Annotated in this window: 17 protein-coding genes and 1 tRNA gene; 7 read left to right on the forward strand and 11 right to left on the reverse strand. The window is 55.0% G+C overall.

What is annotated here, in order from left to right:
• Positions 1-11: 11 nt before the first annotated feature.
• Positions 12-545, forward strand: coding sequence for a 50S ribosomal protein L10 (gene rplJ / locus I2G69_RS00625; protein WP_191362320.1), 534 nt, complete (start codon positions 12-14; stop codon positions 543-545).
• Positions 546-610: 65 nt separating this feature from the next.
• A complete protein-coding gene (gene rplL / locus I2G69_RS00630) occupies positions 611-988 on the forward strand; it encodes a 50S ribosomal protein L7/L12 (protein WP_082402120.1) in 378 nt (125 codons plus the stop codon).
• A 187-nt stretch (positions 989-1,175) separates the two neighbouring features.
• On the opposite strand, the gene I2G69_RS00635 is transcribed toward rplL, so the two are convergent.
• From I2G69_RS00635 to I2G69_RS00645, 3 genes are all read right to left on the reverse strand, one after another.
• On the reverse strand, positions 1,176-1,652 hold the full coding sequence (locus I2G69_RS00635; protein WP_195560185.1) for a CD225/dispanin family protein: 477 nt from the start codon (positions 1,650-1,652) through the stop codon (positions 1,176-1,178).
• A 316-nt stretch (positions 1,653-1,968) separates the two neighbouring features.
• Positions 1,969-2,376 (reverse strand): DUF2752 domain-containing protein, encoded by a 408-nt coding sequence (locus I2G69_RS14490; RefSeq protein WP_087229953.1) that lies wholly within the window; start codon positions 2,374-2,376, stop codon positions 1,969-1,971.
• 136 nt (positions 2,377-2,512) lie between these two features.
• A complete protein-coding gene (locus I2G69_RS00645; RefSeq protein WP_195560019.1) occupies positions 2,513-3,865 on the reverse strand; it encodes a D-alanyl-D-alanine carboxypeptidase family protein in 1,353 nt (450 codons plus the stop codon).
• A gap of 184 nt (positions 3,866-4,049) precedes the next feature.
• On the opposite strand from I2G69_RS00645, the gene I2G69_RS00650 reads away from it, so the two are divergent.
• Genes I2G69_RS00650 through I2G69_RS00660 form a run of 3 tightly spaced genes read left to right on the forward strand, consistent with a single transcriptional unit; the run spans position 4,050 to position 8,544 of the window.
• The gene (locus I2G69_RS00650) at positions 4,050-4,712 is read left to right on the forward strand and encodes a metallophosphoesterase (protein ID WP_191395121.1); all 663 of its coding nucleotides are present in this window, start codon (positions 4,050-4,052) and stop codon (positions 4,710-4,712) included.
• Positions 4,709-5,839, forward strand: coding sequence for an exonuclease SbcCD subunit D (locus tag I2G69_RS00655; protein WP_195560020.1), 1,131 nt, complete (start codon positions 4,709-4,711; stop codon positions 5,837-5,839). Before I2G69_RS00650 ends, I2G69_RS00655 begins: the two co-directional genes overlap by 4 nt.
• Positions 5,836-8,544: an AAA family ATPase gene (locus I2G69_RS00660; protein ID WP_195560021.1), complete on the forward strand. Its 2,709-nt coding sequence runs from the start codon at positions 5,836-5,838 to the stop codon at positions 8,542-8,544. The genes I2G69_RS00655 and I2G69_RS00660 overlap by 4 nt, the downstream gene beginning before the upstream one ends.
• Before the next feature lie 114 nt (positions 8,545-8,658).
• On the opposite strand, the gene recG is transcribed toward I2G69_RS00660, so the two are convergent.
• From recG to rny, 6 genes are all read right to left on the reverse strand, one after another.
• Entirely contained in the window at positions 8,659-10,710 is a 2,052-nt protein-coding gene (gene recG, locus I2G69_RS00665; protein WP_279323425.1) for an ATP-dependent DNA helicase RecG, read from the reverse strand.
• Positions 10,711-11,353: 643 nt separating this feature from the next.
• Positions 11,354-13,024: a DAK2 domain-containing protein gene (locus tag I2G69_RS00670; protein WP_191405350.1), complete on the reverse strand. Its 1,671-nt coding sequence runs from the start codon at positions 13,022-13,024 to the stop codon at positions 11,354-11,356.
• 245 nt (positions 13,025-13,269) lie between these two features.
• Complete coding sequence (locus tag I2G69_RS00675) at positions 13,270-13,530, reverse strand: stage V sporulation protein S (protein ID WP_054323577.1); 261 nt, start codon at positions 13,528-13,530, stop codon at positions 13,270-13,272.
• A 141-nt stretch (positions 13,531-13,671) separates the two neighbouring features.
• On the reverse strand, positions 13,672-14,439 hold the full coding sequence (locus tag I2G69_RS00680) for a TIGR00282 family metallophosphoesterase (RefSeq protein ID WP_087229973.1): 768 nt from the start codon (positions 14,437-14,439) through the stop codon (positions 13,672-13,674).
• Positions 14,440-14,498: 59 nt separating this feature from the next.
• On the reverse strand, positions 14,499-14,771 hold the full coding sequence (locus I2G69_RS00685; RefSeq protein WP_087229975.1) for an acylphosphatase: 273 nt from the start codon (positions 14,769-14,771) through the stop codon (positions 14,499-14,501).
• A gap of 59 nt (positions 14,772-14,830) precedes the next feature.
• Entirely contained in the window at positions 14,831-16,393 is a 1,563-nt protein-coding gene (gene rny, locus I2G69_RS00690) for a ribonuclease Y (RefSeq protein WP_237966740.1), read from the reverse strand.
• A gap of 1,057 nt (positions 16,394-17,450) precedes the next feature.
• Between rny and thrS the strand changes: the two genes are divergently transcribed.
• Positions 17,451-19,361: a threonine--tRNA ligase gene (gene thrS, locus I2G69_RS00695; RefSeq protein WP_195560023.1), complete on the forward strand. Its 1,911-nt coding sequence runs from the start codon at positions 17,451-17,453 to the stop codon at positions 19,359-19,361.
• 442 nt (positions 19,362-19,803) lie between these two features.
• Positions 19,804-19,877, forward strand: a tRNA-Gly gene (locus tag I2G69_RS00700).
• A gap of 270 nt (positions 19,878-20,147) precedes the next feature.
• Here I2G69_RS00700 and I2G69_RS00705 read toward each other — a convergent pair.
• Positions 20,148-20,567, reverse strand: coding sequence for an iron chaperone (locus I2G69_RS00705; RefSeq protein WP_195560024.1), 420 nt, complete (start codon positions 20,565-20,567; stop codon positions 20,148-20,150).
• Between the two features lie 334 nt (positions 20,568-20,901).
• Complete coding sequence (locus I2G69_RS00710; protein ID WP_195560025.1) at positions 20,902-24,153, reverse strand: UvrD-helicase domain-containing protein; 3,252 nt, start codon at positions 24,151-24,153, stop codon at positions 20,902-20,904.
• Positions 24,154-24,345 lie beyond the last annotated feature (192 nt).

The following is a 24,345-nucleotide window of genomic DNA, read 5'->3' on the forward strand; positions in this document are numbered from 1 at the left end:
GGTGAATCCATTTGCCAAGCGAGAAGGTATTGGAACAAAAGAAGCAAATCGTTGCGGAACTTTCCGAGAGCCTGAAGAACTCCTGCATCGGCGTGATCGTCAACTATAAGGGCATCACCGTTGCGGAGGATACAAAGCTTCGTAAGCAGCTGCGTGAGACCGGCGAGTACAAGGTTGTCAAGAACACGTTGTTGAAGCTGGCCTTGAAGGATGCTGGGATTGAAGGTCTGGACTCCGTCCTGGAGGGCACGACTGCAATTGCTCTCAGCAAAGATGACTACACCGGCAGCGCAAAAGCTCTGTGCGATTTTGCCGATAAGAGCAAGACGTTTGAGATCAAGGCCGGTTTCGTAGACGGAAAGGTCATTGATGTAGAGGCGGTTAAGAGCCTTGCAAAGCTCCCGTCCAAGGAAGTCTTGGTCGCACAGGCTTTGTCCGGCTTGAATGCGCCGATCACCGGCTTCGTCACGGTCTTGAATGGCACGATGAAGGGCCTGGTTGTCGCATTGAATGCTATCGCAGAGAAACAAGCTGCGAATGCATAATCGTTTTTATTTGTCCAGCGCCACAGGCGCACAAAATTTAAATTGAAAAATGTGGAGGTATTATCATGTCTGATAAAGTTGTTAAGCTGATTGAAGATGTTAAGGCACTCACCGTTCTGGAGCTCTCCGAGCTCGTTAAGGCTCTCGAAGAGGAGTTCGGCGTTTCCGCTGCTGCTCCGGTTGCTGTTGCTGCTGCTCCGGTTGCGGGCGCTGCTCCGGCTGCTGAAGAGAAGACCGAGTTTGACGTCGTGCTGAAGAGCGCTGGCGGCAACAAGATCGCGGTCATCAAGGTTGTCCGCGAGATCACCGGCCTGGGCCTGAAGGAAGCGAAGGAAGTTGTTGACAACGCACCGAAGGCTGTTAAGGAAGGCGTTTCCAAGGACGATGCGGACGCAATCAGCAAGAAGCTGACCGAGGCTGGCGCAGAAGTCGAAGTAAAGTAATTTCTTTTTCACAAGAAGAAAACCTGTCTGTGGATTAACTCCACAGACAGGTTTTTTGTTGCAAAAAAAATCCCCGGCTTTGCCGGGGATTTGGCTATGAGGGAACTTTCCCAGACGAATCCCCTCCTTTAAAGAGGTATTCTGCCGCAGTTCTGTAAAATTCCCATTTTCAATTAGGGGACAGGTTTTAGAACGCAAGAATAATGTTGAGGAATACCCAAATGATCTCGACAACAAAGCCGACGATTGTGCCGATAAGGTTACAGATAAATGCATTCTTGAGTTTCTTTTCCTGTGCTTCCGCCGTCATTTCGTTCTTGGAAGTGACCGTGAAAACCAGGCCAACGATGCCCAATGGCAGGCAGCAGCAAACCAAATTGACGATGGACCAGACCAACAGGCCAGTATAATTTTTGGGGTTGCCATTGTTCGGGACCGCCGGATAGGGGGTATAAACAGGCGGCTGCTGGTAAGGCTGCGCATTGTATCCCTGAGGCGGGGTATTGCTATTTGGCTGCTGGGAATCCGAGGGCGCTTTTACATAGGGTTCTGTTTGGGCTGTATTCTCAACGGTGTCGGGCTGTTTCCCCAGGTCATACGAGCACGTCGGGCAGAATTTTACGCCTTCCGGCAATGGGCTGCCACATTTTGGACAATTCTTCATGTTCTTTTCCTCCTGCTAAAAATATAAAAGATTCTTATACTGGATAGGGAACCTACTAAGCGAAAAATAGAGTCAGATCCAACAATCGTGTGGGGTACCATCGAGACGATTGGGATATTTCCGCCTTTGGGTACTATCTTAAGGTGAAAAAATAGGATATCCGGATGTCTGCGGCAGCCAATCTGCTTCCCTTTTAAAAAGCTTTTCGGTTATCCATATATGTACTGTAGTTCTGTCAGAGAATCGAACACCGGTATACCCTGTATCGATTTCTTCCACATGGAGGGGAGATCCCGCGCTTTTTCGGAGACGATTATCAAGGCGCCAACCAGGAAAAAGGAAACACAGGAATGTTTCGCAGAATCCAGAAGAGAATGATCAACAGCATAACGCTATTGTACACCGATAGGCGAATACGAAAAAACGGCAGTGGGTCCTTTTGAAAGACAAAATGGATGTATTGCTTTACCAGATAATACACGATAAAAGGGAAAACCAGCAAGAAGAAGGCATTATAGTGGAGGGCCGCAAGGATGTCCCCATGAATCAGCGAGGACAATGCGCGTCCAGCCCCACAGCCTGGGCAGTAAAGGCCCGTCAACTGGTAGAACACGCAAACAAACGGGCTTCCATAATGATAAAGATAGAATAGGCCTCCCAAGGCCGCCAAGGGAGCGCCAATTCCTACAAGCGCCCGCAAGCAACGGGAACGACTTGGCTTCATAGACCATGCTCCCTTAAACAATTTGTTCACAATTAATATAGCATTTTTACTCAAAAATGTCAAATATATCTCGGAGATTTAAGAGTAAAATAGTTATTATTGACTATTTTAAAGGTTTCTAGCAAATACATATGCATTACATACGGCGATATTTCTTAATTTTGCGGAGATTCTTTTTCTTACGGTTATAAATCAATGCAAGGACCACATAGATGAGAAGTAGGAAGAGAATGATACCGGCGATCACGAGGAACCAAGTGGAGGTAAAGATCGACTTAACGGTATCCGCAGAATGCAACAGCTCGCTGCGCTCCACTGACTCCGCTGCCACCAGATCGACCGTGGCGAGATCTTGTCCCGCGTAGCTCAAGGTCGCTGTGCCAATCTTCTGCCCCTTCTTGACGGGGGCTTCAATTTCCTCAGGGACATTTTTGGTCAGGATGATGCTGGATACGTCTACGCTGTCCGGCATAATGGTGGAATAGTTTTTGGCGGGCACCAGCAACAGCTTATCCTTGTTCCAGGCGTATTTCAGGTCGATTTCCCCGACCGCGTCTTCGCTGTTTAAAACATCCTTCATGCTGAGGCTGTTAAACGCCCATTCGTATAAATTCTTGGAATCGATCATCTCACCGCGGGTCGAGATTTTATTGCCGTTTTCATCCACACTGGGCGAGCCCAAGGCAACACACATATAGCTATAACCGCCCCTCGTCGCGGTGGAGACCAGGCAATACCCCGCCTGGTCATGCGAGCCGGTTTTGATGCCGCGTGCATAGCGGTAATAGAGGTCTGGGTCCAGGTTTGGATCGATCAGGCGGTTCGTGGTCACCAGCGTGCGCTCTTGCCCGGCCTCCGGGCCGCCGACTGGGGTATAGGTGTAGCGGGTTTGGTCACAGATGTCCGTAAAATGCGGCAGGGACATCGCGTATTTGGTAATGAGATAGAGATCGTGCGCTGTAGTATAGTGTTCGTCGTCATGCAGCCCATGCGGGTTGGTGAAATGGGTGTCCTGGCAGCCAAGCCCCTGCGCCTTTTGGTTCATCAGCTCGACAAAGGCGGCAACGTTGCCGTTGCTCACGTAATCCGCCAAGACCAGGGCAGCGTCATTTCCGGAAGGGACCATCATGCAATTGAGCAGCTGCATCACCGTAAGGACATCGCCTTCCTTAATCCCGGAAAGGGAGCTTCCCGTGCCCAGCAGTTGGTCGACGACCTCCTTGGTCACGGTAACCTGGGTGTTGTCGAGATCCTGGATTTGCTCACTGACGATGATAAAGGTCATGATCTTGGTGGTAGAAGCAGGCTCCCGCCGGGCCGTGGCATTTTTTTGGTAGACGATCGTATCCGTATCCAGGTTCACCAGCTCGATGGCCGCCGAATAGGTTTCAAAATCAATATTAAAGGTAGCGGCGCTCGCCGGGGCTGCTGGAAGCATAGAGCACAGCACCAAAAAGAAACACAGAATGGGAAAGAGCTTTTTTTTCATGGAACTTTTGCCTCCAATGTGATATGATAATAAAATATATAGCATCGTTGTGCAGCGCACATGCATCATCGATTGCATAGAATAGCCTTATAAAAAAGTATACCAGCTATTGGGCAAAAGATAAAGGCTGATCAAAAAATCTTTACAATTGGCGATTTGACAGAGGACAAAGGAGGGAAGCTCTTTGCTTTATATTACCGGAAATATGCATGGGGAGATGGCCCGGTTTGAGGATTCCCGGATACGCAAGTTGAAAAAAGGCGATACGCTGATTGTCTGCGGCGATTTCGGCTTTCTTTGGGACGGCGGGGCGAAAGAGGAAAAGAACCTGAAAAAGCTTGGAAGCAAGAAGTATCAGATTTTGTTTGTGGACGGGACGCACGAGAATTTTGACCTGTTGGAAAAATATCCCGTCACGGATTGGAACGGCGGGAAAGTACAGCAAATCAGCGGGAACTTGTACCACCTGATGCGCGGCCAGGTCTACGAGCTGGAAGGCAAGAAGATCTTTACCTTTGGCGGCGGGGAGAGCACGGAAAAGCAGATGTACATAGAGGCGGGAAAATGGTGGGAACAGGAGATGCCCGGCCTGGAGGAAATGCGCACAGCGGTGGATAACCTGCGCGCCAACCAGTTTCAGGTGGACTACATCCTCACGCATGAACCTGCCCCCGGGATGCCGGCGCACAAGGTCAACCCAAAGGACACTACCAACCAGCTGGACGCCTTCTTCGACGAGCTGGTCAAGCGTGTCCAGTACGACAAGTGGTTCTTCGGTTCGCTCCACATCGACCGCAAGATTACGGCGAAAACCTATGCGGTGTTCAACGAGGTCGTACCGCTATGAGGATCCTGCATACGTCCGACTGGCATTTGGGAAAGATGCTCTTTGGGCGCTCCCTCTTAGAGGATCAGACATATTTTGTCGACCGGGTGTTCCTGCCTCTTGTGGAGCGGGAACACCCCGATTTGATTTTGCTGGCGGGCGACGTCTTTGACAGGCCCATTGCGCCGGTGGAGGCGATCCAGCTGTTTGACCATTTCATCGAGGAGGCCCACAGGCTGGGAGTACCGCTTGCGGTCATCAGCGGCAATCACGACGGCGCTGGCCGCATGGCGCTGGGAGCGCCTCTGCTGCGCGAGAACGGGGTGGCCATCGCCACAAAGCTGGAAGATGCCTTTCAGCCGGTTTTGCTTTCCGAGCGCGTACATTGCTATTTATTGCCCTACTTCGAGCCCGCCCAAGTACGGCAGGTGCTGGGAGTGGACGTGCGGGGCTTCCAGGAGGCCTACCGTGCCGTATTAGACCGGGTGCGGGAGCATTTTGTCCCCGGTGCATGCAACGTGCTCGCCGCACACTGCTTTGTGATGGGCGGGGAGACCTCTGCCTCGGAAAGCCCTACTTTTGTCGGGGGAAGCTCCGAGGTCAGCCCCGCATGTTTCGAGGGCTTTTCCTATGTGGCCCTGGGCCATCTTCACCGGGCGCAGAAGGCGGGGCCAAATGGCCGCTATGCCGGTTCCCCGCTCAAGTACTCTTTTGACGAGGCGCATCACCGAAAGTCGGTGACGATGGTCACATTCGAGGAGGAGCAGGTCAAAAGCGAAGTCATCCCTGTGGAGCCATTGCGCGACCTGCGGACCCTTTCCGGTACAATGGAGGAGCTTTTGGAGCTGGGAAAACGGGCATCCAGCGAGGATTATCTCTATGTAGAATTACTGGACGACTCCCCGGTGTACATGCCCATGGATCGCCTGCGCCCCTATTTTCCCAACCTTTTGGGGATCAATTCGCAATGGCTTTCCCGCGCGGGGGCCGGGGAAAGCGCCGGGCTGCGGGAGCAATTGCTGCACCATAGGACGGACGACGCCTCCATTTTTGAAGCGTTCCTCAAGCAAATCTGTGGCTTGGACCCCGATGCGGCGGATCGAAACCTGTTCTTGCAGGCGATGCACGGGGAGGGGGAGGAATCATGAAACCAATCTCTGTGACCATGCAGGCGTTTGGCTCCTATTTGAAGCAGACAACCGTGGATTTCCGCGCGCTGGGGGACAATCCCATCTTTTTGATCACCGGGGCGACCGGCGGGGGAAAGACCACCATCCTGGACGCCATGTGTTTTGCCCTCTACTGCAAAGCGACCGGCGGACGGCGCAGCTGGGGCAGTATGCGCTGCGCCGCAGCTCCGAAGGGCGCGGAGACCATGGTCGATTTTATCTTCCAGTTGGCGGGCACGACGTACCGTTTTATGCGCTCGCAGTCCCAATACGCCGCGCGTGGAACCGGCGCGCTCAAGACAAAGGAGACGCACGCCTGCTACCGGATGGAGGGCGGCGAATGGGAGCTCCTGCTTTCCGGTGCGGAGTCTCGCGTCCGGGAGAAGGCGGAGGAAATCTTGGGCCTCACCTGCGAGCAGTTTTCCCAGGTCATTGTGTTGCCGCAGGGGGATTTTTTAAAGCTGCTCCTGTCCAGTTCGCGCGATAAAGCGCAGATGTTCCAAACGCTCTTTGCAACGGGGCGCTGGGAGCGTGCGGCGCGCAATTTGAAGGAGATGGCCGCCGCGCTTGGCAAACAGGCGGGCGAGCTCGAGGCGGCAAAGCGCTCCATTTTGGAACGGGAAGGGGTAGAGACCCTTCCACTCCTTGAAGAGAAGGAGGCCGCCCTGCGCGAACAGTTGGTTCAGGCGAAGGCGGCGCAGGAGGCCGCGGAAAAGGCATTCCAAAACGAAAATGCAGCTTTGCGGGCGGCAGAGGCACTTTCTGAGCGCTTTGCTGCCTTGGAGCAGCAGCAGACCCAGCGCAAGACATTGGAGCAAAAACAGGAAGAAATGGAAGCGAATCGCCGCCGTTTGGCCCAGGCCCGCCGTGCTGCGGGGGTATACCCCTATTTCACAGCGCATCAGACGGCGCAAAAGGAGCTGCTCACAAAACGGCAAGCGCATGCGGCGGCGCAACAGAATCTGGTAAAAGCGGAGGCCGAATGCAAGGCGGCCCAGGCGCAGCTTCCCTTGGCGGAGCGCTACCGGTCCCAATTGCCGGAGCTGGCAAAGGAAGAGGAGCGCTTGCGCAACCTGCGGGAGCATGCGCTCAAGTGGCAGGAGCTTCAAAAACAGCGGACGGAACATGCGAAGCGGATGGCTTTGTTGGAAAAGCAGCGGGCAGAGGCGCAGGCGCGTTTGGAAACGGCGGACCGCCAGCTGGCCGATGGGAATGCATACATAGAGAACGCACAAAAGCAAATTTCCCTGCTGCCGCGCCTGCTGGAACAGGTACAGCAATTGATGGATCAGGATGCTGCAGCGGCTCTGGCCGTACACTTGGAGGAAGGGGAACCTTGCCCGGTCTGTGGGGCTGTGCATCATCCCCACCCGGCACAGCCGAGCAAGCGGCTGCAAGAGGCCCAGGACGCACTCAAACGGGCGCGCAAAGCGGCGGACATGCTGGAAAGCGCGCAAAAACGGCTCCAGCAGCGCCGGGAACAGCGCGAACAGGCGAAGGAAGATCTTTCCCAGTCCAACGAAAAGATCGCTTCCCTGCGCAGCGAGCAGCAAGCACAGGCATCCGCAGAGCGCGAGATGTTGGACAAACTGGGCGAGCTGCGGGATTTGCCGGCGATCGATCAACGGCTGACGGAGGTGCGTTCGCAGGCAAAGAAAAATGCCGATGCAGCGGCCAAAATCGAGGAGCGTGCAAACGCAGCGCAGCGGGACGCGGCAACGGCAAACGCCGTATGCGACAGTGCTGCACAGGCGCACCGGGAGGCACAAGCAGCGGAGACAACCGCGGCACAGCGGCTGCAACAGGCGTTGGAGGAGTCCGGCTTTGAACAGCAAGCGGAGGACTATGCCGCCCTCTTGCTTTCCCCAGAGCGGATGGAAGCCCTTGAACAGACCATACAAGCCTACGCCGCCGCCGTAGCAAGCGCCGACCAGCAGATCAGCCGCTTGCAGAGGGAACTGTCGGGTAAGGAACAGCCGGATCTTAATGCCCAGCGGAAAAGGCAAGCGCAGGCGCAGGAGGCCGCCGCCCAGGCCGCCCAGGCCGTCGGGAAGCTGGAGCAAACGGCTCTTGCGGCAAAGGAATCGCTGGGGCGCCTGCGCAAGTTGGAGGAAAAAGGGAAAAAGTTGGAGGAGGAATATGGGCGCACCAACCGTCTGGCAGCGCTCCTGTCGGGCAAAAATGCATGTAAAGTCCCACTGCATCAGTTCGTCTTGGGCGTGATGCTGGACGACATCCTCTCTTCGGCCAACCAGTTCTTTGCCACATTGAGCTCTGGAAGGTACAGCCTCAGCCGTGTGGTAGGAGCGACCAGCGGAAATGCATTGGGCGGATTGGACCTGGAGGTCATCGACGCCTATACCGGTGGGGCGCGCGCGGTGGAGACGCTCTCCGGCGGGGAGCTGTTTCTCGCTTCCCTGTCGCTGGCCTTTGGCCTCTCCGACGTGGTGCAGAGCTACTCCGGCGGGGTCCATTTGGATTCCCTGTTCATCGACGAGGGCTTCGGTTCGCTGGATCAGGAGACGCTGGACACCGCGATGAAGGCGTTGGCGCAATTGCAGCACATGGGGCGTACCATCGGGATCATCTCCCATGTCAGCGAGCTCAAAAACCGCATCGCAGCGCAGATTATTGTTGGGAAAGACCGGGACGGCGGCAGTACGGTCCGGATTCGAACCGCATAAGTTTGTTTATAGCAACAGAAAATCCCCAGGAGTCCTGATGGATGGATCCCTGGGGATTGCGTTTTCATGGATAAAAACTGCGGGAATGGCCGATGGAAGCGCAATGGAGCTCGCTTAACCGCCTACCAGCGTCTGGAAGAGTTGGTTGACCTCCGCACGCAAGCCGCGGTGTTCCGGCTGTTCCAATGCGAAATCCTGTGTCAAAATCGTGTGGGCTGCCTGCTGCGCCTGTTTTAAGATCTCCATGTCCTGCGCCATATCTGCAATTTTCAGGTCGGGCAAGCCGTGTTGCCGGGAACCGAAGAAATCGCCCGGGCCGCGCAGACGGAGGTCTTCATCGGCGATCTCAAATCCATTGGAGGTGCGGCACATCACCTGTAAGCGCGTGAGGGCCTCTTCATTTTGCGCGTCGGAGAGTAAAATACAGGTCGAACGGTGGGTACCGCGCCCGACGCGCCCGCGGAGCTGATGCAATTGCGACAGGCCATACCGTTCGGCGTTCTCGATCAGCATCACGACCGCATTCGGCACATCAACGCCCACCTCCACCACCGTGGTGGAAACCAGAATGTCCAACTGTCCAGCGGCGAAATCCGTCATCACCGCTTCCTTTTCCTTGGCCTTCATACGGCCGTGCAGTACACCGATGCGGTTGCCGGGCATCCATTCCGTGCGCAGCTTTTCCGCATACTGCGTAACCGCCGCCATGTCGTTTTCGCCCTCTTCGATGGTGGGGCAGATGATGTAGCATTGCAACCCCTGATCGATGTGCTTCTGCATATAGCGGAAAGCGCGCATGCGTTTGGAGCTGTCAATGGCGTAGGTTTCGATCTTCTGGCGGCCGGGAGGAAGTTCATCCAGGACTGAGAGATCGAGATCGCCGTAGATCATCAGCGCAAGCGTGCGGGGGATGGGGGTTGCGCTCATGACCAGCAGATGAGGGTTGTTCCCTTTGGAGGAAAGCGTTGCGCGCTGCGCCACGCCGAAGCGGTGTTGTTCGTCCGTGACGACAAGGCCCAAGTTTTGGAATGCAACGCCCTCGGAGAGCAACGCGTGCGTGCCGATTACCAGGCGAATCTCACCGGATTGGAGCTGTTCCGCCAGCTTTTTCTTTTTGCCAGCGGCTAGGGAACCGGTTAACAGCGCAATGGGGATGCCAGTAGGCGCGAGAATCGCGGAGAGGGTCGCAAAGTGCTGCCGCGCGAGGATTTCCGTGGGCGCCATCAGCGCGGCCTGCATGCCATTTTCGATCACATTGTAGCACAGCGCAGCGGCCACGGCGGTCTTGCCGGAGCCCACGTCCCCCTGCACCAGGCGGTTCATAGGGCTGCTGCCCATCATGTCCGTCATTGCCTCCCGTACAGCGCGTTTTTGCGCATTTGTGGGTGTGAAGGGCAGGAGGCGGTAGAATTCTTCGGTGCAGTCCTTTGTCAAGCGCAGGGGGCTTTCTCCGCGTTTCCGGCTTTTCATGCGCAGAAGCCCCAATTGAAGCACCAGCAGTTCCTCAAAGATCATACGGCGGCGTGCGCTTCGAAGGCCGTCCATCGTGCGGGGAAAGTGGACCGTCTCCAAGGCATCCCGGAGCGGCCAAAGCTGTTGCTGCCTTCGCAGCGGTTCCGGGATGGGGTCGCGCAGATCCCGCGGGAGGAGCAAAAACGCATTTTTGACAGCGTTGGCGATCATTCGGGAACTGAGCCCCTGCGTCTGCCGGTAGATGGGGATGATCGCGGGGCAGCTCGCTTCTGGATAGAATTCCGGGGACAGCATTTCGCGTTTCAAAAAATTCGCGGATACCTTCCCATAAAATAGATACGATTCTCCCTCGATCAAGCGGTCTTTGACGTAAGGATTGTTAAAGAATGTGATTTCCAGATCGCTTTCTCCATCGGTCACCCGGCATTTACAAAGAAGCATCCCGCCGCGGACCCGTGTTTCCGTGGGCGGGCGGTACAGCGTTGCCCGTATGGCACAGGGCTCGTTTAGCGGAGCTTGCCGGATGGGATAGGGGGCGGTCATGTCTTGATAGGCGCGCGGATAGAGGCGCAGCAAAGCGCCTACGCTGGGAGCGCCGATTCTTTCAAACAGCTTGGCGCGCTTTGGCCCCACACCCTTCAATTCTTGAATCGGCATAGAAAACAAAGACATGCTTTCCACCTTCCTTACCATCCTAGAATCAACAAAAGCCGGATTTCTCCGGCTTTTGAAACACACGTATTCTTTATGAATTCGTAAATCTGGCGTTTTCAGCATCCCGGGAGCGGGCGCTTTCTGTCCGGCGAACACCGGGCTCCTTTTCAGCAGCAAGATACGCGCCGGCTGTTTGCCTCCAAGCTCAGCAGTGGGAGATGGTTAAGCGCAGGAAGAAACCACTGATTCATGCATTAGATGGCTTTGAATCTTCGGCTCTCCGGAAGCGGGTGCTTTCTGTCCGGCCAACACAGGGGTTCTTTTCAGCAACAAGGCACGCGCCGGCTGTCTGCCTCCAAGCGCAGCAATAGGAGATGGTTAAACACAGGAAGAAACCACCGATTCATGCATTAGATGGCTTTGAATTTTCGGCCCTCCGGGAGCGGGCGCTTTCTGTCCGGCGAACACCGGGCTCCTTTTCAGCAGCAAGATACGCGCCGGCTGTTTGCCTCCAAGCTCAGCAGTGGGAGATGGTTAAACGCAGAAAGAAACCACCGGTTCATGCATTAGATGGCTTTGAATTTTCGGCCCTCCGGGAGCGGGTACTTTCTGTCCGGCGAACACCGGGGTTCTTTTCAGCAGCAAGGTACGCGCCGGCTGTCTGCCTCCAAGCTCAGCTTGGTTATTCGACGGAGATGATGAAGTAATAGACGGGCTGGCCGCCGTTGACCAAAGTGACCTCGATGTCGTTGCTGATTTTGGACTTGATCCGGTTATATGCATCGTTTGCCTGGGCTTCTGTGATCTCCTCACCATAGATGATGGTGATAAAGGACGTGCTGCGGTTCACCATGGAGCGGGTCAATTTGCTGCATGTGTGGATGATGTCCTTCTCCACCAGTTCCATTTTGCCGTTGCGCAGGCCGAGGATGTCTCCCTCGTGAATCTTATGCCCGTTATATTCCGAATCGCGCGCCGCGAACGTTACGGTTCCAGTTGCCACGTTTCCAGCGGCTTCCATCATGGTAACGGCGTTTTGCTCTGTGGAAACGTCCGGGTCATAGGCCAGCATCGCAGAAAGCCCCTGCGGGATGGTGCGCGTCGGAAGGACGATCACCTTGCGGTCCTTCACAAGCGGTACCGTCTGCTCTGCCGCCATAATGATGTTCTTATTGTTCGGAAGAACCATGACGGTCTTTGCCGGGGTCGCCAGCACCGCTTCCAGAATGTCGTTCGTGCTGGGATTCATCGTCTGGCCGCCGCTCACCACGTGGGTGCAGCCCAGATCGGTGAAGAGCGTCTTGAGGCCTTCGCCCACTGCAACGGATACAAATCCGATTTCCTCCGTGGGTTCCGCCGGGGATAGCGGTTCCTTTTCCGCAGCCGCTTTTGCTTTTGCCGCTTCGTTGGCTTCCGCCGCCTTGCGGTGCTGCTCTTTCATATTCTCGATCTTAACGGTAAGAAGCTGGCCAAATACAAGCGCCGCTTGAAGCGCATTGCCGGGCTCTTCCGTATGCACATGCACTTTGATGATCTCTTCATCGTCCACAACAACTACACAGTCGCCGATCCCTTCCAGATACTGGCGAAGCTCCTGCGGATCTTTTTCGCAATCCGGGTCGCGTCCCACAATAAATTCGGTGCAATAGGTGAAATGGATCTCCTGATCGAATTCCGCCGCAGCATTGCGGAAAAATTCGTCTGCACTCAAGTTGGAAACGTCCGCCGGGGCTTCGTTCACGATTATTTTGTGATCTTTAAAGACGGACATCATACCGTCAAAGATGTGGCACAAACCCTTGCCGCCGGCATCCACCACGCCGGCCTTCTTCAAGACGGGCAGCAGCTCCGGTGTTTCCTCCAATGCTTCGGCAGCTCCCTTGCAGATGGCACTCCACACATAGACCGGGTCGTTGTCGATCTCGGCGGCCGCTTTGCCTTTTTCATAGGCTACACGGGAAACCGTCAGAATGGTCCCCTCGGTCGGCTTCATAACGGCTTTGTAGGCAGCTTCCACACCGATACCAAGCGCATTTGCCAGTTCTGTGCCATCGATTTCTTCGCAGCCCTCTATCCCTTTTGAAAAACCGCGGAACAAGAGGGAAAGAATTACGCCGGAATTCCCTCTGGCCCCACGCAAAAGGGCGGAAGCCGCTTTGTGCGCAATTTCGCCAATGCCACCCTGTGCATTTTCCAAATCCCGCGCGGCGGCGCCCATCGTCATGCTCATATTCGTCCCGGTATCGCCATCCGGAACAGGAAAAATATTTAACTCGTCTACAGAGGTTTTATGCTTTGCAATATTGTTGGCACCAGAAATGATGGCATCCCGCAATTCGGTTCCATTGATCACTTCGAACACTCCCTCGGTAATATTTTTATAGCCACGGCTGTGTTTCTTTGCTTAATTTTCTACTCGTTACTTTAGGGATTTTATTGCATATTATACCATATTCCCCACTGGGATTCAATCGATATTATTGCCATAAAAAAGCGAAGATGGACGAACGGGCGGACGGGACCCGCAAAAAGAGTTCCCGCACGGAAGACCAGCCGCATATCTCTGGCAGGTCGGCCCGCGCGGGAACCCTTTTTTCATCATCTTTGCTCCACAATTAAGCGGATAGCCGTGCGTTCTTCGCCATCGATTACAACACTGGCGAACGCCGGGATACATACGAGATCGATCCCGGCAGGGGCGAGATATCCGCGGGCAATGGCAACCGCTTTAATCGCCTGATTTGCAGCGCCTGCACCCACGGCTTGCAGTTCTGCGCTTCCAGACTCACGGATGACTCCGGCGATTGCGCCGGCCACTGCGTTCGGTGCGGACTTTGACGACACTTTTAAAGGTTCCATAAAGCCATCCCTCCAACGTCCCTTGTATTGGAAATTTACGAAACCATCGCAGGTTTTTCCCCCTTTATGATAAAACATTTTGTACAAAGTTTCAAGCGGAAAAGAGGAATAACTAGCAATTCTTTTTGCGATTTCCGGTATTTATTCGATTAGAAGGCGTTCTATTGCCGTGGTTTTGCCCGTTTTTTCGTCAATTGTAAAAAGAACGCACCCCATTTGACAAGCGCCATCTGCAAGATCGAAACGCACTGGCATCTTTGTGCGCATTTTTTGGATGACGAGCTCCGGCTTCACGCCGAGCACGGAACGCTTCGGTCCGGTCATCCCCAGGTCGGAGATATAGCCGGTGCCGTTGTCTAAAATACCTTCGTCCGCTGTTTGGACGTGCGTATGCGTGCCAAAGACAGCGGAGACGCGCCCGTCCAGATAATAGGCGAGGGAGCGCTTCTCCCCGGTGGCTTCCGCGTGCATATCGACCAGCGTGATCTTTGGGACTCCTTCCGCAAGGATGCGGTCCGCAACGTCGAAAGGAGAATCCATGCTTTCCATGTAGACGACCCCCATCAGGTTGAGGACGCCCACTTGGATGCGCCCCATGTCCACAACGCAGAAACCACGGCCGGGAGCAAGGGACGGAAAATTGGCCGGGCGCAGGAGCGTCTCACAGGAATCAAAGAGTTCATAGGATTCCTTGCGGCGGAAGGTGTGGTTCCCAGCGGTAATCACATCCACGCCGCTGTCAAACAGAAAGCGGGCGGAGGTGGGCGTAATCCCGTTCCCATCGGCGGAGTTTTCTCCATTTGCAATGACGAGGTCCACCCCCTTAACCTTTTTCAGTTGGGGCAAATGTGCCCGTAAAAATTTGCAGCCGATGCTGCCCACAACATCGCCAATCGCGAGAATATTCATAGCAGTTGCCTCCCAGAGTGGTTCTTTGTTCAGATTTTTGGTTCATCGAAGGAAAAATACTAATAGAGCACATGGAATGCGGATTCCGATGGCTTTTCAGCGACCGACCGCATTTCGATGTGGTCGATGAAGCTGTATCCATTTCCGCGGCGAATCCCAGCGGAAAAGGCCGCCACTGCCTCATCCGGCCCCTGGGCCTCCAATTCGACAGCGCCGTCGGCCCGATTGCGGACCCAACCGGTCAGGCCGTTTTTTTTGGCGTTTTGCAGGCATGTCCAACGGAACCCTACGCCCTGTACGCGCCCGTGGACGACCATCCTATAGCGCGGCATTTGAAAGCCTCCTCCTTTGGTATGAAAAGAGCGGGCATTGCTGCCCGCCCTTGGAATTCTTATTTTGCGTATTCAATCGCGCGGCTTTCACGAATAATGTTGACCTTAATCTGGCCTGGATATTCGAGGTCGCTCTCAATCTTTTTACAGATATCCCGCGCAAGTAGGACCATTTTATCGTCGGAGATGACATCCGGCTTCACCATGATGCGGATCTCGCGGCCTGCCTGGATCGCATAGCAGCGCTCGACCCCTTCGAAGGAAGAAGCCACCTCTTCCAGTTTCTCCAGACGTTTGATGTAATTTTCCAGATTTTCACGCCGCGCGCCCGGCCTTGCGGCGGAAATGGCATCCGCGGCCTGTACAATGCAGGCAATGACCGTCTTGGCCTCCACATCGCCGTGGTGTGCTTGAATTGCGTGGATAACCGTCTCGCTCTCTTTATATTTGCGCGCCACATCGACGCCGATGTCCACATGGGAACCCTCGATTTCGTGGTCGAGCGCCTTGCCGATGTCGTGCAACAGACCGGCGCGGCGTGCGATTGTGGGATCAAGCCCCAACTCCGAGGCAATCACGCCGGAGAGGTAGGCGACCTCCAAGGAGTGGTTCAGGACATTCTGGCCATAGCTGGTGCGGTAGCGCAGACGGCCGAGCAATTTGACCAACTCGGGATGGATGCCATTGACGCCGGCTTCGATGACCGCGCGCTCGCCCTCCTGTTTGATCGTGGCGTCCACCTCGCGGCGCGCCTTCTCGATCATTTCTTCGATGCGCGCCGGATGGATACGGCCGTCCGCAATGAGCTTTTCCAGTGCGATACGCGCCACTTCGCGGCGCACCGGCTCAAAGCTGGAGAGCGTGATGGCCTCCGGCGTATCGTCGATGATGAGGTCGACGCCGGTCAGGGTTTCGATGGCCCGGATATTGCGGCCCTCGCGACCGATGATGCGGCCCTTCATCTCATCGTTGGGCAGCGGCACCACCGAAATGGTGGCTTCGGCCACATGGTCGGCGGCACAGCGCTGAATCGCCATGGAGATGATCTCGCGGGCGGACGCCTCTGCATCCTCGCGTGTCTGCTGTTCAAACTCCATGAGTTTGACCGCCTTCTCGTGCGTCAGCTCGTCTTCCAGGTTCTTCATCAAATAGTCCTTGGCCTGCTCAACGGTGAAACCGGAAATACGTTCCAGCATTTCAAACTGGCTCTTCTTTACCGCTTCCGCCTCGGCCAACCGCTCGTCGGCCTGCTTATTTTTGTTGTTGAGGATTTCGTCCTTAGCCTCTAAGCTCTCGATTTTCTTGTCCAGGGTTTCTTCCTTTTGCTGAATGCGGCGTTCCTGGCGCTGGACTTCCTTGCGGCGGTCGTTTAGCTCTTTTTCCGCCTCGGTGCGCTGCCGGTGAATCTCGTCCTTACCTTCGAGAACAGCCTCTTTTTTCTTTGCCTCTGCGGTCTTGATCGCCTCGCTCACAATGCGTTTGGCCTCGTCTTCCGCGGAGTGAATCGCAAATTCTGCGGTCTTCTTGCGGTGCGCAACGCCAGCAAAAAAGGCAATTGCCGCACTAATCACAGCGCATACCAGCGCAATGACAATACATACGGGGAGTGAAATTTGATACAATTCTGTTGGCACCTCCTTGTTTTCCATTTGATTCAAGGGGGCACTGAACCAGAACCGCGCAGATCAACCGATCCGGTGGCAGCCCATCGGGGAGGGCTTTATGCTTCCTTCCAATACGGCGCAAACGCGCAAAGAAACCTACGGCCTGCCCTTCCTTAATAAACAGGACCGGGAATCTTTGCCTGCAATTGGGCGTAGTTGGATACAGGGATTCCTTCCTTTCGATATGGAAAAGCGCAAAAATACGGTTCCCTATGGGAGGTGGCGGCAACATTTATGAAAAGGCACGCTCTGCCGCTGGCACACTTCCCGGATACGCCTGGGGCATGTTCGAAACGTTATTCAAGATAAATAAAGCCGAGAAAAAAGACCGCCGAGCAGCAAACAACCTAAAAAAACTGCGCCAGCGGGTCCTGCTTCCCATATGGATTGGTTTCCCAAACATGCACAAAGCAAAAGTATTTTTAACACAGATCCGGCCGAACATTTGCCGGTGTTGATATAAAGCGAGTTCCTTCAGCGTTTCCCCATGGGGTGGCCGGGATTCCCGATCACCCTGCATTTGAAATTAAAATCTTGGAAACTACGGATGCAATGCATCCACTGTGAAACAATCATCACGGTTATAATTGTATTACGATATATACCCGGATGTCAAGAATTTTGATGTCAATATGTATAAATTATGAATAAAATGTGATGGAATGCTTTGAAACAATCACAAGAAAAATCCCGCTTGACAACCAGTGGGGGGAATGATAAGATAAAACCAGATCAAAAGGTTGAAAGCGTTGATGAGGACGCCGTAAATTCCCAGCAACAGAGAGCACGCGCAGTAGCTGGAAGCGCGGGCGGCAGGCGGGATTTGCAAAGGCCACCACCTCGGAGCGTGCGCCGAACGCGTTGTGCAGAAGGCGTGCCGTATGGCCGCGTTATAGGCCGCTGAAAGGACAGGATTCCTGTCGAATCAGGGTGGAACCGTGGGTTATACAACCCGCCCCTTTGTTGAGAAGGGGCGGGTTTTTTGTTTGTTGAAATTGAAAAAGGAGACGAGAATATGGTAAAAGTAACGCTCAAAGGCGATGTGCGGGAGTATGAGGCCGGCACAACCATCGCTGAAATTGCAAAATCCATCGGCGCGGGCCTGTATAAGGCCGCTTGCGCCGGCAAAATCGACGGGGAGGCTGTGGACCTGCGCACCCCTGTGACGAAGGACTGCTCCGTCGAGATCCTAACCTTTGATACGGCCGAAGGGAAACATGCCTATTGGCACACCACCTCCCACATCATGGCGCAGGCGGTTCAGCATTTGTTCCCGGACGCAGTGTTTGCCATCGGCCCGGCCATTGAAAATGGATTCTATTATGACATGGACCTGCCGCGTACCCTCACGCCGGAAGACCTCGAAAAGATCGAGGCGGAGATGAAGAAAATCATCAAGCAGGACCTTCCGCTGGAAAAATTTGAGCTTGACCCGGACGAAGCCAAGGACATGATGGCGAAGAACAACCAGGTCTATAAAGTGGAATTGATCGAAGAACACTCCGGCAAGGGGGAGAAGATCAGCTTCTACAAGCAGGGCGATTTTACAGACCTCTGCGCCGGCCCGCATCTGATGTCCACCGGTTGCGTCAAGGCGGTCAAGCTGTTGAACTGTACGGGCGCTTATTGGCGCGCGGACGCGAACAATAAGATGCTGCAGCGCGTGTATGGCATCTCCTTCCCGAAGGCGTCCCAGCTGGACGAATACGTCACGATGCTGGAAGAGGCGAAAAAGCGCGACCACCGCAAGATCGGCAAGGATCTGGAGCTCTTCACCATCATGGAAGAGGGGCCCGGATTCCCGTTCTTCCTGCCAAAGGGCATGGTGCTGAAAAACCTGCTGATCGACTATTGGCGTGAGATTCACCGCGAGGCGGGATACCAGGAGATCTCTACGCCGATCATCCTGAGCCGGAAGCTCTGGGAGCGCAGCGGCCACTGGGATCACTACCAGCAGAATATGTATACCACTGTAATTGACGACGAGGATTTTGCCATCAAGCCGATGAACTGCCCGGGCGGGATTTTGGTCTATAAGACAAAGCTGCACTCCTACCGCGACCTGCCCCTCCGCATCGGCGAGTTGGGCTTGGTGCACCGCCATGAGCTCTCCGGAGCACTCCACGGCCTGATGCGCGTGCGCTGCTTTACGCAGGACGACGCCCACATCTTTATGACGCCGGAGCAGATCAAAGATGAGATCAAAGGCGTTGTGCGCCTGATCGACAAGGTGTACAGCACCTTTGGGTTCAAATATCATATCGAATTGTCCACCATGCCGGAGGACCACATGGGCGCCTTGGAGGATTGGAACACGGCGACCGACGCCCTGCGCGATGCGATCAGCGAACTGGGCTATGACTATGAGGTCAACGAGGGCGACGGCGCATTCTATGGCCCGAAGCTGGACTTCCATCTGACCGACTGCCTCGGCCGTACCTGGCAGTGCGGCACCATCCAGCTGGACTTCCAGCTGCCGGAGCGCTTCGAATTGGAGTACACCGGTGCAGACGGCGCAAAGCACCGCCCGATCATGATTCACCGCGTGGTGTTCGGCAGCATCGAGCGCTTCATCGGCATCCTGACCGAGCACTTTGCCGGTGCGTTCCCGATGTGGCTGGCGCCGGTACAGGTGAAGATTCTGCCGATCGCAGAGCGCCATCACGAGTATGCCGAGAAGTTGGAAAAGGCCCTCACGGATGCAGGGCTGCGCGTAGAGAACGACCTGCGCAGCGAGAAGATCGGCTATAAGATCCGCGAGGCGCAGCTCCACAAGATTCCCTACATGCTCGTCGTGGGCGATAAGGAAATGGAAGAGGGGAATCTCTCCGTGCGCAGCCGCAAGGACGGCGATTTGGGCGCGATGACGCTGGAATCCTTCATTGAAAAGGCACAGCGGGAAGTGGCGGAGAAAGCCCGCGATTGATGCATTCGTAGGCCAACCTTTCCGCAAAAATTAAATATTGGCAAAGCTAAAAGGCGCTGGGATTTTACCCAACCATAACATGTTTTTATGGATGGGTTTCCCAGCGCCTTTTGTGTGCTTTCAGGAAAGGTTCGCATTTTGTCTCAAAAATTATGTAAAGTAATTTTTTTGCGATTTTTCCACGGAATTGCACAGCTCGATTTTATAAGGTGGTGGAAAAGTAGGAGGAAATAGGGGAAAATGCCGCCCGTTCATGTGGAAAACTTAGTGGAAAATGTGGAATACTATAATTCTTGCAGAATGGGAGAGGGGGAGAAATGTAAAGATTATGTAAAGTAAAGATTACAGAAATGAAAAAGAATTTTTTCTGCAAAAAGAGGCTTGCAACTGCGGGAAGTTTATGGTAAAATAATAAAGCTACACAAATAGAAGATGTATTTATGCGGCTGTAGTTCATCGGTAGAATAGAAGCTTCCCAAGCTTCGGAGGTGGGTTCGACTCCCATCAGCCGCTCCAAACCTGCGGTGAGCAAGTCGCGCACCGCAGGTTTTCTCTATTGGAAGCATTTTAGCCTGCGTTTATCGCGGGTATTTTTTGTTAACATTTCCCAACGGCAAGTTGCTGTTTTTGCATAGCACACTCCACAAACTGGGATGTATGATTCTTATGCCCGATAGGAAGGATGCAAGGTTTTTTTATATAAAGCCTGTGGCGCGTTCAGGAATGCGCCGCAGGCTTCTTCATTTTGGGTCTTCCTGTGCATCTTTGTGAGGGGGAACCTTCGGATCAGCGTTTCCCGGTTGCGTGATCCGGCAGTTCCTCCGTGAGGAGATGCTCTTTCCGCCAAAAGGTCTGGCAGTTTGCCTTCTCTTCCAGATTAAAGCGGATGATCCGTTCCAGCAGGGGGAAGTCCACCGATTGTGTCCATCCGATGCGGAGGATCTCTTTGCTGTGCGTATAGCCGGCCTGTAGGATGTCATCCGAAAAACGCTCGATGCCCGCCCGTTCCGGGGCGATGGCCAGATGCTTTTTGGCAACGCTGAAACCGATGATGAACGTACCGTGGTCGGTAAACATCGGCTGGTTCCAAGCAATTTTGGGCCTCAGTGTGGGGAACGTGGCGGTAATCCAGTGGAATATATTCTGTAGCCTATCCCGGTACTGCGGATTTTCCACTCGTTCCAAATATTCGGCGAATGGTTCCAAGCCCTTACCCCCAATCCAATAAAGTAGACCTCGTTTTGGGCTTTCCACAGCGATTTTGTAGGAAGCCACATGGAAGATAGGGTTCCCATTTTCGCCCTAGAAACGCATTCCCATTTCAGATCGTATTTTTTGGCAAGCTGCCATGGAAATTCATATAGTCGGCCCGACAATTGCTGTTACCCCAAGTACGGCCCGCTGGAATCCGCTGTTTCCAACAGACAAAGAAAAAGCGCTCCCCATTGCCTTTTGTAATGGGGAGCGCTTTCAAGTTCGATCGAAAATCCGTTTCTAAATTAAGAAAAACATGTTACAAGCCAAATGGCCCGGATGGGAATCAATCAAACAAGCTCAACTGCTTCATCTCCGAAGCGCGCTTTTTTCCTCCGGTAGTAGTCTTATGCAGGCAGTCCGCCGGGATCGCATCCAAAAAGCAGGAGGGCTCGTTTGAGGTCAACAGGATCAATTCCTCCTGCGCGCGGGTCATCCCTACGTAAAATAGGCGGCGTTCTTCCTCCACATTCGCCGGATGCTTGGGAGATTCCAGCGGAATCTTTCCCTGCCGGACGCCGGCGAGGAATACTACGGGGAATTCCAAGCCCTTAGAACCGTGCAGGGTCATCAGGGTGACCGCGCCCGCTTCGTAGAGTTTTCCGGTTGCGCTTCGCATCAAGTCGCTTTCCTGGCCGAGAAGTAAGTTTTGCAGGAAAGAGGCCATGTCTTTGTGGAATACCGCTGTGTTCAGAAGGCGCTGGAAAGGTTCTGAGGCTGTGAGTCCCTGCGCTTTGGCCCATGCATCCAAGAGCTTGCGCGGCTTTTCCTTTCCCACGCGCTGCCGGAATTCCTCCACCTGCGCAAAGAAGGGCTGTGGGACCGCCACATCCGCGTATTCGGTTGCAGCGGCGTCCAAGGCTTCCTGGGAAGGATTCCCACTTGCCGCCTGCGCAAAAAATTGTGCAAGGCTGCCGATTAAGTCCGCGGGACAGTTCCAAACGAGCTTTAAACAGGCGCGCAGGGCGGGATCGTTTTGCACATCCAACAGAAAGTGGAAAAAGCTTACAGCTCCGCGCACGGCGTCATCCGCCAAGAAGTCGTCGCGCCCGGCGATCACACAGGGAATCCCCTCCCGGCGGAGGCATTTTTCCACCAGGTCGGCCTGCCGGTGGGTGCGGTATAAAACGGCGATGTCGGAGAAACTGCGCGGCGGCGCATCCTCCGCATGGGAGAACCCGGCGTCGCTGTCCAGCATATCGATGCCGCCCACCATGCGGTTGATCTCCTTGGCGATGTAAATCCCCTCGGACAGGTCGCTCTCCGCCGTGACACAGCGCACAAGCGCTCCGCTGGGGTGCTGTGCCTTCAAAAGCCGCTGCGATCCTTCGTTTTCCGAGATGACCGGGAGCGCGCAGCGCAGGATCTCCGGCGTGGAGCGGTAGTTTTTCAACAGGCGGATGGAACGCATAGCCGGGAAGCTCTCTTCCAGGCGGGCAAAGCAATGGGCGTCCGACCCGCGGAATCCATAGATGGACTGGTCCGGGTCGCCGATCACAAACAGGCTTTTTCCGTTTCGGTTCCACGCCTGCACCAACCGGAATTGCAGGGCGTTGATGTCTTGAAACTCGTCCACGAGAAGATAGTGGAACCGTTTGGCCCATTTGGCGTTTTTTTCCGTCTCCGCTTCTGCCATCGCAACGGCTTGTAGGAGAAGATCGTCAAAGTCCAGGACATTCGCCGTGTGCAAGCACTCCTGATATGCGTCGAATACCTCGGAAGAGAGCGCGCTTTCCGATGGTTCCAACCCGTTTTTCCGGCGGGAGACCTCTTGCAGAAAGGCTGTGGGGGAGAGCTTGCAGGCGTGCGCTTTGCCGATTTCGTCCGCAATTTCCCGCGCTTCGTATTCGTCCAGCAGATTGACGCCCTGCGTGTGTTCGGTCAAAAGCTGGAGGCAAATGGCGTGGAACGTGCCGATGGTCATGGCGCGGACCGCACATTTGCCGCCGAGCTGCTTTTCGAGGCGTTCGCGCATTTCCCCGGCGGCCTTATTCGTGAAGGTTACAGCGGTGATTTCCGAAGGCTTGACGCCGCGGTTCTGGATGAGATAGGCGATGCGCGAGACGAGTGTCTTGGTTTTTCCCGTGCCTGGCCCGGCGATCACCGATACCGCGCGTTCCGGCGCGGTTACAGCGGCAAGCTGTTCCTCGTTCAGGCCGTCGAGGGGACCGGAAGGAGCGGAGGGCGTGGATATGGCTGGGGCGGATTCCGCCTTTGCGGCGCGCTTTTGGAGCTTTCTAGCAGGTCCTTTCTTCGCGGGCGTTTGTCCAAGGAAGAAGCTGATCTGCCCGTTCAGCGCATCGATTTCGTCCGGACGAAGCAGCTGGATTTTTCCATATGCACCGTCGTATCCGGGGGAACGTTCAACCTTCCCGGCGCGTAGGCGGCGAATCCCCTCCGCAATGCAGGGGCCAGCGACGCGCTCGATGTCCTCCGGCGCGATTTCGCGCAGGATGGGAAATTCCGGGCCGAGCTGCCGCAGCATGGATTCGTATTGTGCGGCGACCTTGCTCCCGGTGGCCGATAAACCGGTCGAGCCTGCGATTACCTCCGGCAGAGGGGCGAGGCTTTCGAATGGGTTTGCGCCCGGCGCACGGGCGTCCTCATCCCGGTCTGCGAGCTGTTCCACCCGATGTTGCACGCCGATGGTCAGCTTACGCCCGCAGACGGGGCATATCCCGCCGTAACGCTCCGCCTCCGCGGGACTTAGGCAGAGGTTGCAGTTCCGGTGGCCGTCGTAATGGTATTTTCCCTCTTCTGGGAAGAACTCGATGGTCCCCGTGAGGCCCTCCCCGGTCTGTAGGGCGTGGGAGAGGGCGGGATAGGAGAGCGGAATGTCCAGCAGATTGGCCTCCCTGCCCAGCTTGGACGGGGAATGCGCGTCGGAATTGGAGACCAGATGGTAAGCGTCCAGCGCAGAAAGCCGCCAGTTCATGGGCGGGTCCGAAGAAAGGCCGGTTTCCAGGGCGTGGATATGGGGCGTCAGGTCTTCGAAACACTCCTCAATGGTGTCAAACCCGGAGAACGCGCCGAACAGTGAGAAGTGCGGCGTCCAGATGTGCGCCGGGATGAAGACGGCGTCCGGGCACGCCTCCAAGGTGATTTCCAGCAGGTCACGGCAATCCAATCCCAGAATCGGCCGCCCGTCCGAGTGAATGTTGCCGATTGCCTCCAGCTTTTGCGCGAGCGTTTCCGCCGCCTCTAAGCTGGGAAGAAGGATGACGTTGTGCACCTTGCGGACCCTGCCGCCCTTTTTGTAAATGGAACTGATTTCGCCCGTCACCACAAAGCGGGGACGCCGCAGCCCGTCCGTACAGGCGTCGTGCAGGCGGTATTCCTCCCGGAGGGTATAGAGCCCTTCTTCCGCGGGGACCAGCTTTTCGTTCAATTCTTCGCGCCATGCCGGGTGCGTAAAGTCCCCCGTGCCGACGATGTCGATACCTTTGCGCCTTGCCCAGAGGTCCAGATATTCGGGGACACATTCCCGGCTGGTGGCGCGGGAATATTTGGAATGGATATGTAAATCTGCAATATACATCTCGTTCACCTGTTTTTGACAAAATTCGCGTTTTCTCCCTCATTATAGGAAGTTTTTGCCCTTTGTGCAATGCAAGAGGTTCCTTGAAAATACAGCGCGCTGAAACTTGCCTTTTTCGACAGAACGCGATACAATATGCCTGTTATACCGGCGGAGGGAACGTCCCCTTCCCGGAAGGCGAGCCCCGCCGCC

The organism is Anaeromassilibacillus sp. D41t1_190614_C2, assembly GCF_015558525.1.
In the GTDB taxonomy this organism is placed as follows: domain Bacteria; phylum Bacillota; class Clostridia; order Oscillospirales; family Acutalibacteraceae; genus Anaeromassilibacillus; species Anaeromassilibacillus stercoravium.

Excerpts from the sequence above, each read along its gene's own strand:
- rplL (WP_082402120.1), top strand. The coding sequence starts at position 611 with ATGTCTGATAAAGTTGTTAAGCTGATTGAAGATGTTAAGGCACTCACC.
- I2G69_RS00635 (WP_195560185.1), bottom strand. The coding sequence starts at position 1,652 with ATGAAGAATTGTCCAAAATGTGGCAGCCCATTGCCGGAAGGCGTAAAA.
- I2G69_RS14490 (WP_087229953.1), bottom strand. The coding sequence starts at position 2,376 with ATGAAGCCAAGTCGTTCCCGTTGCTTGCGGGCGCTTGTAGGAATTGGC.
- I2G69_RS00645 (WP_195560019.1), bottom strand. The coding sequence starts at position 3,865 with ATGAAAAAAAAGCTCTTTCCCATTCTGTGTTTCTTTTTGGTGCTGTGC.
- I2G69_RS00655 (WP_195560020.1), top strand. The coding sequence starts at position 4,709 with ATGAGGATCCTGCATACGTCCGACTGGCATTTGGGAAAGATGCTCTTT.
- I2G69_RS00660 (WP_195560021.1), top strand. The coding sequence starts at position 5,836 with ATGAAACCAATCTCTGTGACCATGCAGGCGTTTGGCTCCTATTTGAAG.
- recG (WP_279323425.1), bottom strand. The coding sequence starts at position 10,710 with ATGGTAAGGAAGGTGGAAAGCATGTCTTTGTTTTCTATGCCGATTCAA.
- I2G69_RS00675 (WP_054323577.1), bottom strand. The coding sequence starts at position 13,530 with ATGGAACCTTTAAAAGTGTCGTCAAAGTCCGCACCGAACGCAGTGGCC.
- I2G69_RS00680 (WP_087229973.1), bottom strand. The coding sequence starts at position 14,439 with ATGAATATTCTCGCGATTGGCGATGTTGTGGGCAGCATCGGCTGCAAA.
- I2G69_RS00685 (WP_087229975.1), bottom strand. The coding sequence starts at position 14,771 with ATGCCGCGCTATAGGATGGTCGTCCACGGGCGCGTACAGGGCGTAGGG.
- thrS (WP_195560023.1), top strand. The coding sequence starts at position 17,451 with ATGGTAAAAGTAACGCTCAAAGGCGATGTGCGGGAGTATGAGGCCGGC.
- I2G69_RS00710 (WP_195560025.1), bottom strand. The coding sequence starts at position 24,153 with ATGTATATTGCAGATTTACATATCCATTCCAAATATTCCCGCGCCACC.